Raw genomic sequence first — 13,018 nt, 5'->3', positions numbered from 1 at the left:
CCCGCCGCAACGAGGATTGTCGCCATGGAATACGACACGCTGCTCCAGGTCTCCGGGGCGATCCGCCGCCACGAGGTCTCGCCGGTCGAGGTGACGGCAGCGATGCTTTCGCGCATCGAGGCCCTCGACGCCGGCCACCGCTCCTATGCGGCGGTGCTCGCCGAGCGGGCCGGCGCGAAGGCCAGGCAGGCGGAGAGCGAGATTGCCCGGGGCATCTGGCGCGGGCCGCTGCACGGCGTGCCCGTCGCGGTCAAAGACCTCTGCTACACCACCTTCGCCCCGACGACGGCGGGCACGAAGATCCACCGCGACTTCGTGCCCGGCCACGACGCGACGGTCGTCGCGCGTCTGGAAGCCGCCGGCGCCGTGATCCTCGGCAAGCTGAAGATGACCGAGGGCGCCTACACCACCCACCATCCGGAGGTCGACGCCCCGCTCAACCCCTGGAACCCGGCCTATTGGGCCGGGTCGTCGTCGAGCGGCTCCGGCGTCGCGCCGGCGGCCGGCCTCGCCTACGGCGCCCTCGGCTCCGACACCGGCGGCTCGATCCGCTTTCCCTCCGCCGCCTGCGGCCTGACCGGCATCAAGCCGACCTGGGGCCGGGTCTCGCGCCACGGCGTCTTCGCGCTGGCCGATTCGCTCGACCATGTCGGGCCGATGGCGCGCTCGGCGGGCGACGCCGCGGCGATCCTCGGCGTCGTCGCCGGGGCCGACCGCAACGATCCGACGGCGCTGCAGGCGCCGGTGCCGGACTATCTCGCGGCGCTGCGCGACGGCGTTAGAGGCATGACCATCGGCATCGACCGCAGCTACGCCTTCGAGGGCATCGACCCGGAGGCCGCTGCGGCGCTCGCCGCCGCCGAGGCGGTGTTCTCATCGCTCGGCGCGAAGATCCGCGAGGTGCGCTTTCCGCCGCATGAAAGGCTGGTCAGCCTGTGGATCCCGATGTGCGCGGTCGAGACCGCGATCGCCCACCGCGACACCTATCCGGCCAGGAAGGACGACTATGGCCCGGAACTCGCCGGACTGATCGAGGAAGGCCGCGCGCTCGGCGGCCTCGATCTCTGCGACATCCTGCACGAGAGGCTGACGTTCAACGGCGCGCTCGCGGCGATGTTTACGGACATCGACGCCTTCCTCATCCCGACGATGCCGATGCGCCTGCCGAGCCTGACCGATCTCGCCGCCTTCGGCGACGACCCGGAGGTTCTCGTCAGGCTGCTGCGGTTCACCGCGCCCTTCGACTTCTCCGGCTTCCCGACGATCACCCTGCCGCACGGCTTCGACAGCGACGGCCTGCCGCTGTCGATGCAGCTCGCCGGCGCGCCGCTTTCGGAAGGGCTGCTCGCCACCGCGGCCCATGCCTTCCAGACCCAGACCGACTGGCATACCCGCCGTCCGCAAGCCCCGCCGCCGGCGGTCTGAGGTCCGCGGTCGGGGAGGCCGCGGAGAGCCGCCGCAACGGGTGCGGCCTGCCCGCGCTCCCGGCGTTTACTTCGGCCGCGGCGGCGGGCAATCTCGGGTCGCCTGCGACGGTCGCGGACCCGTGGCACCGCTTCGCCCGCACCGGACCGGCGACCGCCTCCGAACGATGCGCCGGACGACCGGAGCGACGCGGCCACCCTCCAACATATGGGCTCCGACATGTGGCGAGAGATCGAACCGGACGAACGGCGCGCCGTCGAGGTGGCGGGGCACAGGGTCGTCACCTACAGCTTCGGCAGCGGCGATGAGGTGGTCCTGCTGCTGAATGGGGGGCCGGGCCTTCCCTGCGACTATCTGCGCGATTCCCATTCCTGCCTGATCGATCACGGCTTCCGGGTCGTCGCCTTCGACCAGCTCGGCACCGGCGCGTCGGACCGGCCGAGCGACGCCTCGCTCTGGACCATCACCCGCTATGTCGAGGAGGTCGAGACCGTGCGGCGGGCGCTCGGCCTCGGCCGGGTGCATCTCGTCGGCCAGTCCTGGGGCGGCTGGCTGGCGATCGAATACGCCCTCACCCATCCGTCGGCGCTGAAGACCCTCGTCCTCGAGAACACCGTCGCGGACATTCCGCATCTGTGCGGCGAACTCGAGCGGCTGCGCGGCGCACTCGGGCCGGAGACCGTCGCGATGATGCAGCGGCACGAGGCTGAGGGCACGCTCTCCCATCCCGAATACCAGGCGGCGATCACCATCCTCAACCATCGGCACGTCTGCCGCCTCGCCGAATGGCCGGCGCCGGTGGTGCGCTCGCTTTCCGACTGGAACATGGAGCCCTACGAGACCATCCAGGGGCCCAACGAGTTCCTCTATGTCGGCAACATCAAAGACTGGAACCGCATTCCCGACCTTCACCGGATCAAGGTGCCGGTGCTGATCACCGTCGGCCAGCACGACGAGCTGACCCCGGCCTGCGCCGCCCGGATGAAGCACGCACTTTCCGACGCCGAGCTGAAGGTGTTCCCGAATTCCAGCCACATGCCCTTCTTCGAGGAGCCGGACGCCTTCTTCCCGGTCATCCTCGACTTTTTGAAGCGGCGCGGGACCGGCTGATCTTTCCGGATCCGGCACGCCGGAAACGCCGCGGCCTTCCCTCTGCGCAGCGGCGCCTGCGATCGCCTCCTCCGGCCGAGGCGGCGGGCGGTTTGCAGAGGGCGGGCCGACGCGGCATGGTTTCATCCGTCATCCGCGTGATTCCGCTTCGCCTCGCCGCCCGGCACGGGCCGGCCGGCCTGCCGGCGCCGCGCGGCGTTCAGCACGGGCCCTCCTCATGAAACTCAACAAGGCGAACCGGCAGTCGCAGATCCTCGCCGAGCTCAACGTCTCGCCGACGCTGCGCATCGCCGATCTCGCCGGGCGGCTCGCCGTTTCCACCGAGACGATCCGGCGCGACCTCGACGAGCTGACCCGCCAGGGCAAGCTCAACCGCACCTATGGCGGCGCCGTCCGCTCGCTCGGCACCGAGCCCTCGGTCACCGAGCGCCACGCGCTGCTCGTAGCCGAGCGCGAACGCATCGCCCGCGCCAGCATGGAGCTTCTCGCCGAGGCGAGCGTCATCATGATCGGTTCGGGCTCGACGACGGTCCATGTCGCGCGGCGGCTGGCGGTGGAGCGCACCAACATCACCGTGATCACCCATTCCTTCGGCGTCGCGACGGTGCTCGCCCTCAATCCGACGATCTCGACGCTGATCGCGCCGGGCACCTATCACGGCTCGGAGGGGGCGACGGTCGGCGTCCAGACCATCGGCTTCCTCAACGACTTCTTCGCCGACGCTGCGGTGCTCGGCGCCAGCGGCCTGACCGAGGAAGGGCCGACCGACGCGCTGATCGAGGCGGGCGCGGTCTATGGCGCCATGCTCGCCCGCTCGGCCCGCACCGTCGTCGTCGCCGACCACTCGAAGTTCGACAAGGTGTTTCCGGCCCGCTGGGCCGGCTGGCGGGAGATCGACGCCCTGGTCAGCGACGCCGCGCCGTCCGGCCGGCTCAAGGCGGCGGTGGAGCGCCACCGCGTCGCCCTCGCCGTCGGCTGAAGCTTTTGTGGCCGGACGACCCTCGGGCCGGTCGTCGTCAGTTGGCCCGGCGCTTCCTGACGAAGCCGGCGATCGCTCCGCCGAGGAGGAGCAGCGTCGCGGCGGCGAGCGTGCTCATCGTCCCGAGCGCCGGCACCATCGGCGTGTAGCCGGCGACCATCTTCGAATAGAGCCACTTCGGGATCGTCGAGTCGGCGCCGGCCGTATAGAGCGACAGCGGAAAGTTGCCCCAGGAGAGCAGGAAGGCGAACAGCGCCCCCGACCAGATCCCCGGCCAGAGGATCGGCAGCGTCACGTCCTTCAGGATCATCCAGCGGCCGGCCCCGAGATCGGCCGCAGCCTCCTCCATCGCCGGGTCGAAGCCGTAGACCTGGATCGCGATCACCAGCGTCACCACCGGGACGATCCAGACCAGATGCGCGACGATCGCCGTGTGCCAGCTCGGCTGGATGCCGAGGGCGTTGAACCACAGGAGCAGCGCGAGGCCGAGCACGGGCTGCGGAAAGAAGATCGGCAGGAGCAGGAGCTTCTGGTAGAGCCGCCGCCCCCGCCAATCGTATCTGGCGAAGGCGAGCGCCCCGAAGAAGGCGATCGCCAGCGACACCAGGGTGACGATCAGCGCGATCAGGATCGAGGTCTGGACGATCCGCTGGATCTCGAGGGAATCGAGGGTCTTTTCCCACCATTCGAAGGAGAAGGCGCGGATCGGGAACAGGAAGTAGCGGCCCTTCGACAGGCCGGCGAGGGCGCCGCAGGCCACCGGCAGGTAGATCACCAGCGCGACGAAGAGCGTCCAGATCCAGATCAGGCCGTGCGAGCGGCGGTTGCGGGCGGCGTCCATCGTCTCACCTGCGTCCGAGGATGCGGTCGAGGTCGAGCCGCGCCATCACCGCCATCGACAGGCCGCCGATGACCAGCATCAGGAGCACGGCGAGCGCGGCGCCCCGCGGCCAGTTCTGCGAATAGGTGAAGGCGATCTCGATGTCGTGGCTGATCATGATCACCGACTGGCCGCCGAGGATCTTCGCCTCGGCCACCGCCCCGGCCGCCAGCACGAAGGTGAGCAGCGCCCCGATCAGGATGCCGGGCATGGCGAGCGGCAGCTCGATCTCGCGCCAGATCATCGTGCGGCTGGCGCCGAAGTCGCGCGCCGCCTCGACGAGATCGGCCGGCACCATCGACAGGCCGAGCGTCATCGGAAACAGCATGAAAGGCAGATAGGTATAGACCATGCCGAAGAGGGTGATCGCCGGCGTGAACAGGACGTCCGGCCCGGGCAGGCCGAGCTGCGCGAGCAGCCCGTCGAGGACGCCGTGATTGATGAAGAACAGCGTCCAGCCGTAGAGGCGGACGTTCTCCGAGATGAACAGCGGGAAGACGAAGGCGATGCTGACCAGCGACGACCAGCGGCCGAACACCCGGACCAGCCCGTAGGCGATCGGGTAGCAGACGAAAAGGAGCAGCACGACCGTCAGGAGGGCGAGGGCCAGCGACCAGGCGAAGGACATCCAGACGGTATCGGCCGGATCGAAGATCTCGGCGAAGTTCTCCAGGGTGAAACTGTCGAAGACGGTGAAGGTGCGCGGCTCGGCGAAGGCAAAGCCGATCACCGTCAGAAGCGGGGCGAGGAAGCCGAGCGCCATGAACAGGGCGACCGGGCTCGCGCATCTGACTCCCGCCGGGATACCTCGCAGCGCCCGGCCTTTCGGGCGGCTCTCCCCGGTGGTCGTCCCGGCGGCGCCGAGGGCGGCATCGCTCATCGCTCAGGCCTCCACCACGATGGCGTCCTCGGCGTTCCAGCCGATGAGCACCTCGCCCTTGCCGTCGCCGGCCCGCGTCTGGGCGCGCGACATCTCGACGAGGAACACCCGATGCTTCGAGCGGATCTGGTACTGCATCCGCGAGCCGAGCGAATATTCGTTGTAGACGGTGCCGCGGACGACGTTGTCGGCATCGCCGGGCGCTTCGAGGAAGCGCATGTATTCCGGCCGCACCACGACGGCGGCCTGCCGCGCCCCGGCCATCTGCTCCGGCAGGGCGACGCGCACCGGCTCGCCGGTCTCCCCGATCACCCAGCCGCCATCGCCCCGCGACACGGGGAAGACGTTCACCTCGCCGACGAATTCGGCGACGAAGCGGTTCGCCGGCGCGCCGTAGATCGCTTCGGGACTACCGACCTGGACCAGTTTTCCGGCGCGCATGACGCCGATCCTGTCCGACATCACCATCGCCTCCTCGAGGGAATGGGTGATGTAGACGAAGGTCTTGCCGGACTCCTTGTGAAGGTCCTTCAGCTCCTTCTCCAGAAGCTTCTTCAGCTTGTAGTCGAGGGCAGACAGCGGCTCGTCGAAGAACAGGACGTCCGGGTCGTAGGCGAAGGCCCGGGCGAGCGCGACGCGCTGGCGCTCGCCGCCGGAGCACTTCATGACGTTCTTGCCGTAATAGTCCTCCGGCAGCCGCACCATCTTCAGGAGTTCCAGCGCCCGCGCGCGCCGCGCCGCCGCCGCAACGCCCTTGGCCTTCAGCGGGAATTCGATGTTGCGGCCGACGCTCATATGCGGAAACAGCGCCAGCGACTGGAAGACGAGGCAGGTCGGCCGGGCCCGCGCCGGCAGGTCGTTGATCAGCGTGCCGCGCAGCGTGATGTTGCCGCTTGAGGGCTGCTCCAGCCCGGCGAGCATCCTCAGCAGCGTCGTCTTGCCGGAACCGGACGGCCCGACGATGGTCAGGAACTCGCCCTCGCGGATGTCGAGCGAGATGTCGTCCACCGCGGTGAAGCCGTCGAAGCGCTTGCTGACGCCGACGAGCTGCAGCACCGGCAGCGCCGGGTCCGCCCCGGCGTCGGCCGCGGACCCGGCGGCGGGAGGCGTCTCGGCCTGTTGCGTGAAGGTCATGTTCATCCGGTCGCCTGCTGCCGCCCCGTCGTCTCGGATCTGATCCGGCCGGCCCTCCCACTGCCGGCCCGGCCCGCTCAGCTGCGCTGGCGCTTGGCGTTGTTCATGAGATCGAGCGCCTTCTCGTAGTCCGGCACGATGTCGTATTCGACCGAACGGGCCATCTCCTCTTCGAGGCTGTCCCACTGGATGGCGTCGAGCTCGTCCTTGGTGAAGAGCTCGAAGCACGCCTTGTTGCCCATCTGGGCGACCGGGTTGAAGGTGCCTTCGGCAAAGGCGACGGTGTGGGCGACCTTCGGGTCCTGGACGTATTTCAGGAACTCGGTCGCCAGCGGCGAGAGATCCGGATTGTTCACCGTGGAGGTGACCTCGATCCAGGAGACGCCGCCCTTGCCGTTCATCGGCCCCTTCAGCGGGGTGATCGCCCGCATCTCCGGGAAGCCGTCGGCCCGCGCCGGCGAGACGGAATAGGTGCCGCCGGTCAGATGCAGGTCGATCTCGCCGGAGACCAGCGCCTGATTCATCGTGGCGATGTCGCCGATCACCTTGGCGCCCTTGAACACCTTGAGGGCGGTGTCCGAGAAGGTCTGCATCTCCTCCGGCGTGTGCTCCTTGAACGGGTCGATGCCGGCGACGAGGAAGATGTTGAAGACGTTCCAGTCGTCGGATTCCAGGATGCCGTACTTGCCGGCGAGGCTGTCGTCGTTGAACAGGTCCCAGCCGGTCTCCTCGGCGGTCTTGCGGCTGATCTTGTCGGTATTGACGACGTAGCTGTAGGGGCCGAAGCGCTGGGTCATGCCGAGCAGTTCGCTGCCGTCGTCGCTCATCGCCCATCTGTAGGGCGGATGGAACTGCTCCAGCATCTTGTCGAAGAACGGCATGAACTCGTCCTTCGGCAGCGGCTTGATCAGCTTCTCCGGATACATGACCTTGCGGGCCCAGGGATTGTTGACGTTGATCAGGTCCCACACCTTGCTCTCGCCGGAGCGCAGTCGGTTGATCATCGTAGGGTCGTTGGTGAGGCTCTCGGCCTTCACCGTCGCCCCCTCCTTCTCCCGGAACGGGTCGAGGACCTGGGCCGAGTTGTAGCCCTCCCAGCACAGGATGTTCATCTCCTTCTCGCGGGCGGCGAAGGCCGCTCCGGGAAGGCCGAAGGATCCGCCCGCAGCGAGCGCGCCGGCACCGAGGATCTTCAGGGCATCGCGTCGGTCAAAATGCGTCATCGGAGCGTCCTCTCGGGTATCGCCGCCACCGCGGCACCGCCGCCGGAATTTGGCATGTCCCTCATTCCGTGTGGCGTATCGTTCGAAACGATGTGGACTTCACAACATTTTTTTGCGAATCGTCAAGTGTCATGACGCCGAATGCGGCAGGCCTCGGCTATGCTGCAGAAACCGGCATTGCAGCGCAGCACGAAGCGCCCGGCAGGGCGGGCGGCGCGGCCGGCGCCGGACCGCCGGAGCCTTTGCGGGCCGGCCGGGACGACAGGACCGGGAAAAGACAGGATCACGAGAGGAGCGCGGAAGAATGTTCAGATCGCTTGAGGGCAAGACCGTCATCGTCACCGGCGCCAGCCGGGGAATCGGCCGCGGCATCGCCAGAAGGTTCGGCGAGGCCGGGCTGAACGTCCTCGTCGTGTCGCGCAGCCTTTCCGACGCCGAGGCCGTCGCCGCGGAGATCGGCCCGCGCGCCAGCGCTTTTGCCGCCGACGTCGCCGAAGCCGGCGCGGCCGAGGCGATGGCGGCCGCCGCGCTGGAGCGCTACGGCACGATCGACGTCCTGTGCGCCAATGCGGGCATCTTTCCGTCGGCAAAGCTCGGCGCGATGACCGCCGCCGACTTCGACCAGGTGATCGGCACCAATCTGAAGGGAACCTTCCTCGCGGTTTCGGCCTGCCTGCCGGCCATGAAGGCGCAGAAGTCCGGCCGGATCGTCCTCACCTCCTCGATCACCGGCCCGGTCACCGGCTATCCCGGCTGGTCGCATTACGGGGCGAGCAAGGCCGGCCAGCTCGGCTTCATGCGCACCGCGGCGATCGAGCTCGCGCCGTGGAACATCACCGTCAACGCCGTGCTTCCCGGCAACGTCAAGACCGAGGGGCTCGCCGATCTCGGCCCCGACTACGAGGCGAAGATGGCCGCCTCGGTTCCGATGAAGCGCCTCGGCACGGTCGCCGACATCGCCAATGCGGCGCTGTTCTTCGCCACCGAGGAGGCGGCCTACGTCACCGGCCAGAGCCTCGTCGTCGACGGCGGCCAGATCCTGCCGGAATCCCTCGACGCGCTCGAAGCGATGGCGGGCTGAGCCGCCGCCGGAGCGGGACGGGACGCGTCTCGCTCGTCGGCCCGCTCCGCTTCCGGTGCGCATGACCTTCCCCGAAGGCGCTCGGGAGTTTTCGGGATCAGGCTCCGAGCACCGCGTCGACGCATTCGACGAACAGCGCCGCGTCGTCGGCCGAAAAGCAGAGCGGCGGACGGATCTTCAGCGTGTGGCCGAAGGGTCCGGCCGCACCGACGAGCACCCGCCGGCGCTTCAGCCCGTTGATCAGCGCGCTCGCCGCCGCGGGGTCGGGAGCGCGGCTTTCGGGATCGACGATGTCGAGGCCGACGAACAGGCCGGCGCCGCGCACCGCGCCGATCGCCGCATGCCGCGCGGCGAGCGAGACGAGGCCGGCCCGCAGTTCGGCGCCGACGCGCGCCGCATTGGCGATCAGGCCTTCGGACTCGATGACGTCGAGCACCGCCGCGCCGGCCGCCGCGGCGACGGTATTCCCGCCGAAGGTGTTGAAATAGCCGAAATTCTTCGAATACCGCTCGATCAGCTCCGGCCGCGTCACCACGCCGCCCATCGGATAGCCGTTGCCCATCGGCTTGCCCATGGTGACGATGTCCGGCGTCACCTCGTGACGCGAAAAGCCCCAGAGCCCGGCGCCGGTGCGGCCGAAGCCCGGCTGCACCTCGTCGGCGATGTAGAGGCCGCCGGCCGCGCGGACGGCCGCCACCGCGGGTTCGAGAAAGCCCGGCGGATCGGCGAAGACGCCGTCGGAGGAGAAGATCGTGTCGACGATCAGCCCGGCCGGCCGGATGCCCTTTTCGGCAAGGTCGCCGAGTGCCGCCCCGACGTCGGCGGCAAAGCGCCGGGCGAGGTCGCCGGGGCCGTCGCCCGGGCGCCCGGCCGGCATCGGGACGGTGCGCACATGCGGCGGGATGTGGCCGGTCTTGAAGGAGGAAGGCGAGATCTCCGTCGTCAGCGCGGTGTTGCCGTGATAGGCCGTCTCGGTGACGACGAAGCCGGTGCCGCCGGAGGCGCTGCAGGCGAGCCTGACGGCGAGATCGTTGCTCTCGGAGCCGGTGCAGGTCATCACGAGGTTCGACAGTTCGCCCGGAAAGCTCGCGAGCAGGCGGTCGGCATAGGCCTCGACGGTCTCGTTCAGATAGCGCGTGTGGATCGCCAGCGTCTCGGCCTGGCGGGCGATCGCCGCGACGACGTGCGGATGGCAGTGCCCGACCGAAGGGACGTTGTTGTAGACGTCGAGATAGCGGTTGCCCTTCGCGTCGAACATGAAGACGCCGCTGGCGCGGACCATCTCGATCGGCTCCTCGTAGAACAGCACCGAGGCCGCGCCGGCATGGCTGCGCCGGCGCGCCACGAGGCCGGCGAGGCGGGCGTCTTCGATGCCGGCGGCGCCCGGCTCGAAGGCGTTCAGCGCGAGGATGGATTTCGTCGTCTTCATCTGAGGGTCTCCCCGGCCTCGCCGGATCATTGCGGGCGGTCGAGGAAGGCACGCGCGAGGCGCAGGGTGCCCTCGGTATAGGTCGGCCCGAGTTCCTGCGCCGTCGGCGTTTCGGCATGCGAGGCGAGCCAGGCGGTCAGCAGCATCCGGCGCAGCATGACGAAGACCGGCAGCATCGCCGCATCCTGATCGCCGAACGGCGCCACCGTCCGGTAGCCGGCGATCCAGGCGCTCATCAGCTCCGGCACGATCGGATCGGTCTCGATGAAGCTGATTGCCGCGGCGAAGTCGTAGGCGAACCAGGAAAAGCCGCAGTCGTCGAAGTCGATGACGCCGAGCCGCTCGCCGTCGACCAGGAGGTTGGCGAGGCGGAGATCCGCATGGACGAGGCCGAAGCGCCCCTCCCCCATGCCATAGGCCTCGAGGCGGGAGCGCAGCGCCTCGGCGGTCCGCTCCAGAACCGGCCGGTCGGCAGGATCGAGTCCGATCGCCGCCCGCCAGTCGCCCCAGAGCGGACGGTCGCCGAGCATGGCGTCGAAATCCCAGACCTTGCGGGAAAAATCGGCCGGCGGCCGCCAGCTTCTGGCATGGCCGTGCAGCCGCGCGGTGATCGCGCCGAGGCGAAAGAACCAGCGCACGAGATCGCCGGACGCCTTCGGTTCTTCGCCGCTCATGAATTCGAAGGCCACCACGTGGCGCAGTTCGCCGCCGTCGTCGAGATCGAGGAGCAGCCGGCCGTCTCTTGCCGCGACCGGCCGCGGCGTCTCGACGACGTCCCCTTCGATGAGGCTCGCCATCCAGGCGAGTTCCGAGAGGATCTCGGCGCGGCTGTGGTAATGCGGGCGGTGGACGCGGATCACCAGCCGCCCTCCCGCGGGATCGCGGGCTAGGAAGGTGGCGTTCTCCGAGATCGTCAGGAGGCGCAGCTGCGTTCCCGGTTCGAGACCCCAGGCGGGCAGCATCCGCACCAGCCCGGTTTCGAGCCTCTTCAGGAACGTCTCGTCATACATCCGTCGAACCCATCGCCGATCGAGCGACCGATATACAACATAAAATGTTGGACATGCAACAAGACGCAGTGCCGCATCCGGTCGCTGCGGCGCATGGGACCGGGGATCGGGCGCCCGCGCCCGACGCGCCCGGGGATGAGCCAGCCCGGCCGGCCCGCATCATCCGGTCCGACCGGAAGGTTGCGAGACAGACAAATGGATTCCGGGTCAAGCCCGGGATGACGGCGCGTCGATGCCTTCACCGGGGTCTGCAACGTCGATGCGTCGGACAGGCGGCCCGCGGTTGGTGTCCAAAGAGCGATGTGTGAATGTGGGAGGGCGGCGGCTGAGGCTGAGAGGGGCGGACCGCCGTGAGAGGCTGACCGGCGGCAAGGGACGAGAACGGCATGGACCCGATCGGACGGTCGCACCAGACGCGGATCTATGTCGACGGCCTGTTCGGCCGCCGGCAAGCCGTGCCGGTCCGGCCCGACCGGCTCGAGGCGAAGGCGCTGTCACGGCTCTCGAAGAACGCCCGCGCCTATCTCGGCGGCGGCGCCGGCCTCGAGACGACGATGGCGGCGAATCGCGCCGCCTTCGAACGCTGGCGGATCGTGCCGCGCATGCTGCGCGACGTCGGCAGCCGCGATCTTTCCGTCGAGCTCTTCGGGCGCCGCCTGCCGCTGCCGCTGCTGCTCGCGCCGATCGGCGTCCTCGACATGGCGCATCGCGGCGGCGACCTCGCCGCGGCGGCGGCCGCCGCAGGGGCCGGCATTCCCTTCGTCGCCTCCAGCCAGGCCTGCCATCCGATGGAGGCGATCGCCGCGGCGTCGGGCACTGCGCCGCGCTGGTTCCAGCTCTACTGGTCGAGCGAGGACGCCGTCGCCCGGAGCTTCGTGCGCCGGGCCGAGCGCGCCGGCTACGAGGCGATCGTGCTGACCCTCGACACGACCCAGCTCGGCTGGCGGCCACGCGACCTCGATCGCGGCTATCTGCCGTTCCTGCGCGGGCGGGGCATCGCCAACTACCTCACCGACGAGGCCTTCGCGGCGGTCGCCGCAGCGCCGGGCGCGATGCCGGCCCCGCGGCGGCCGGGAACCGGCATCCTCGCCGGGCTCCTCGAACTCGTTGCGGCACAGCGCCGGGGGCCCGCCAGCCGGTGGCCGCGCCGCGAGCTTCTGGCGGCGATCCGCCGTTTCGTCGCGATCTATTCCCGGCCGGACCTCACCTTCGCCGACATCGGCCGGCTGCGCGGCTGGACCGATCTGCCGATCCTCGTGAAGGGCATCCTCGATCCGGAAGATGCGCAGGCGGCCGTCGCCCAAGGCGCTTCCGGAATCATCGTCTCCAATCACGGCGGCCGCCAGGTCGACGGGGCGATCGCCGCCCTCGACGCCCTGCCCGGCGTCGTCCGGGCGGTGGGGGGTAGCGTTCCCGTCCTCTTCGACAGCGGCGTGCGCACCGGCGCCGATGTCTTCAAGGCGCTCTCTCTCGGAGCTGCCGCAGTGCTGATCGGCCGCCCTTACGTCTTCGGACTGGCGCTCGCCGGAGAGGCCGGCGTCGCGGCGGTCGTCGACCATCTCGCCGCCGAACTCGACCTGACGCTGGCGCTCGCCGGCCATCGCTGCCTGAGCGAGCTCGATGCGCGCTGCCTCGCCCGCGAGGCGGCAGCGCCGTAGACTTGTCGAAAGGGGCGGAAGGAGCGGAAGGTCCAGAAGACCACGGGACGCCGGTCGTCCGGCTATTGCAGTCCGGCAGGGTGGACGGAAGAAGAGCCCGGTGTGGGAGGAGATCACCGGGCTCTTCTTCGTCTCGATCGGCGGGGCGCGCGATGGGAGGAAAAGCGCGTGCCGCCTCATGCTACTCGGTCAGGATGCGGAGACAGTCG

11 protein-coding genes are annotated in these 13,018 nt (G+C 69.3%); 5 read left to right on the top strand and 6 right to left on the bottom strand.

The window, feature by feature from the left end:
- Positions 1-24: 24 nt before the first annotated feature.
- The 3 genes from J1C47_RS04515 (at position 25) to J1C47_RS04505 (ending at position 3,514) form a co-directional block, all read left to right on the top strand.
- On the top strand, positions 25-1,425 hold the full coding sequence (locus J1C47_RS04515; RefSeq protein ID WP_207349538.1) for an amidase: 1,401 nt from the start codon (positions 25-27) through the stop codon (positions 1,423-1,425).
- A gap of 219 nt (positions 1,426-1,644) precedes the next feature.
- The gene (locus tag J1C47_RS04510; protein ID WP_207349537.1) at positions 1,645-2,535 is read left to right on the top strand and encodes a proline iminopeptidase-family hydrolase; all 891 of its coding nucleotides are present in this window, start codon (positions 1,645-1,647) and stop codon (positions 2,533-2,535) included.
- 217 nt (positions 2,536-2,752) lie between these two features.
- Entirely contained in the window at positions 2,753-3,514 is a 762-nt protein-coding gene (locus tag J1C47_RS04505) for a DeoR/GlpR family DNA-binding transcription regulator (protein WP_207349536.1), read from the top strand.
- 37 nt (positions 3,515-3,551) lie between these two features.
- Here the strand turns inward: J1C47_RS04505 and J1C47_RS04500 are convergent, their stop codons facing one another.
- The 4 genes from J1C47_RS04500 to J1C47_RS04485 all read right to left on the bottom strand — a co-directional run bounded on the left by J1C47_RS04500 (position 3,552) and on the right by J1C47_RS04485 (position 7,631).
- Complete coding sequence (locus J1C47_RS04500; RefSeq protein WP_207349535.1) at positions 3,552-4,355, bottom strand: ABC transporter permease; 804 nt, start codon at positions 4,353-4,355, stop codon at positions 3,552-3,554.
- A 4-nt stretch (positions 4,356-4,359) separates the two neighbouring features.
- Positions 4,360-5,274: an ABC transporter permease gene (locus J1C47_RS04495; RefSeq protein WP_207349534.1), complete on the bottom strand. Its 915-nt coding sequence runs from the start codon at positions 5,272-5,274 to the stop codon at positions 4,360-4,362.
- Between the two features lie 3 nt (positions 5,275-5,277).
- Positions 5,278-6,414 (bottom strand): ABC transporter ATP-binding protein, encoded by a 1,137-nt coding sequence (locus J1C47_RS04490; protein ID WP_245396357.1) that lies wholly within the window; start codon positions 6,412-6,414, stop codon positions 5,278-5,280.
- A 71-nt stretch (positions 6,415-6,485) separates the two neighbouring features.
- Complete coding sequence (locus J1C47_RS04485) at positions 6,486-7,631, bottom strand: ABC transporter substrate-binding protein (protein ID WP_207349533.1); 1,146 nt, start codon at positions 7,629-7,631, stop codon at positions 6,486-6,488.
- 304 nt (positions 7,632-7,935) lie between these two features.
- On the opposite strand from J1C47_RS04485, the gene fabG reads away from it, so the two are divergent.
- Complete coding sequence (gene fabG / locus J1C47_RS04480; protein ID WP_207349532.1) at positions 7,936-8,712, top strand: 3-oxoacyl-ACP reductase FabG; 777 nt, start codon at positions 7,936-7,938, stop codon at positions 8,710-8,712.
- 97 nt (positions 8,713-8,809) lie between these two features.
- Here the strand turns inward: fabG and J1C47_RS04475 are convergent, their stop codons facing one another.
- Together J1C47_RS04475 and J1C47_RS04470 are read right to left on the bottom strand one after the other, a co-directional pair.
- A complete protein-coding gene (locus tag J1C47_RS04475; RefSeq protein WP_207349531.1) occupies positions 8,810-10,141 on the bottom strand; it encodes an aspartate aminotransferase family protein in 1,332 nt (443 codons plus the stop codon).
- A 26-nt stretch (positions 10,142-10,167) separates the two neighbouring features.
- Positions 10,168-11,151: a phosphotransferase enzyme family protein gene (locus J1C47_RS04470; RefSeq protein ID WP_207349530.1), complete on the bottom strand. Its 984-nt coding sequence runs from the start codon at positions 11,149-11,151 to the stop codon at positions 10,168-10,170.
- A gap of 386 nt (positions 11,152-11,537) precedes the next feature.
- On the opposite strand from J1C47_RS04470, the gene J1C47_RS04465 reads away from it, so the two are divergent.
- Positions 11,538-12,809: an alpha-hydroxy-acid oxidizing protein gene (locus J1C47_RS04465; RefSeq protein WP_207349529.1), complete on the top strand. Its 1,272-nt coding sequence runs from the start codon at positions 11,538-11,540 to the stop codon at positions 12,807-12,809.
- Positions 12,810-13,018: the final 209 nt, after the last annotated feature.

The sequence above is a fragment of the Jiella sonneratiae genome (assembly GCF_017353515.1).
Taxonomy (GTDB): Bacteria; Pseudomonadota; Alphaproteobacteria; order Rhizobiales; family Rhizobiaceae; genus Jiella; species Jiella sonneratiae.
The sequence above is the reverse complement of the archived record's forward strand: the minus strand, read 5'-3'. Positions and strand labels throughout refer to the sequence as shown.

Coding starts and splice junctions, on each gene's coding strand:
- J1C47_RS04505 (WP_207349536.1), top strand. CDS start 2,753: ATGAAACTCAACAAGGCGAACCGGCAGTCGCAGATCCTCGCCGAGCTC.
- J1C47_RS04510 (WP_207349537.1), top strand. CDS start 1,645: ATGTGGCGAGAGATCGAACCGGACGAACGGCGCGCCGTCGAGGTGGCG.
- J1C47_RS04475 (WP_207349531.1), bottom strand. CDS start 10,141: ATGAAGACGACGAAATCCATCCTCGCGCTGAACGCCTTCGAGCCGGGC.
- J1C47_RS04490 (WP_245396357.1), bottom strand. CDS start 6,414: ATGAACATGACCTTCACGCAACAGGCCGAGACGCCTCCCGCCGCCGGG.
- J1C47_RS04465 (WP_207349529.1), top strand. CDS start 11,538: ATGGACCCGATCGGACGGTCGCACCAGACGCGGATCTATGTCGACGGC.
- J1C47_RS04485 (WP_207349533.1), bottom strand. CDS start 7,631: ATGACGCATTTTGACCGACGCGATGCCCTGAAGATCCTCGGTGCCGGC.
- fabG (WP_207349532.1), top strand. CDS start 7,936: ATGTTCAGATCGCTTGAGGGCAAGACCGTCATCGTCACCGGCGCCAGC.
- J1C47_RS04470 (WP_207349530.1), bottom strand. CDS start 11,151: ATGTATGACGAGACGTTCCTGAAGAGGCTCGAAACCGGGCTGGTGCGG.
- J1C47_RS04500 (WP_207349535.1), bottom strand. CDS start 4,355: ATGGACGCCGCCCGCAACCGCCGCTCGCACGGCCTGATCTGGATCTGG.
- J1C47_RS04515 (WP_207349538.1), top strand. CDS start 25: ATGGAATACGACACGCTGCTCCAGGTCTCCGGGGCGATCCGCCGCCAC.
- J1C47_RS04495 (WP_207349534.1), bottom strand. CDS start 5,274: ATGAGCGATGCCGCCCTCGGCGCCGCCGGGACGACCACCGGGGAGAGC.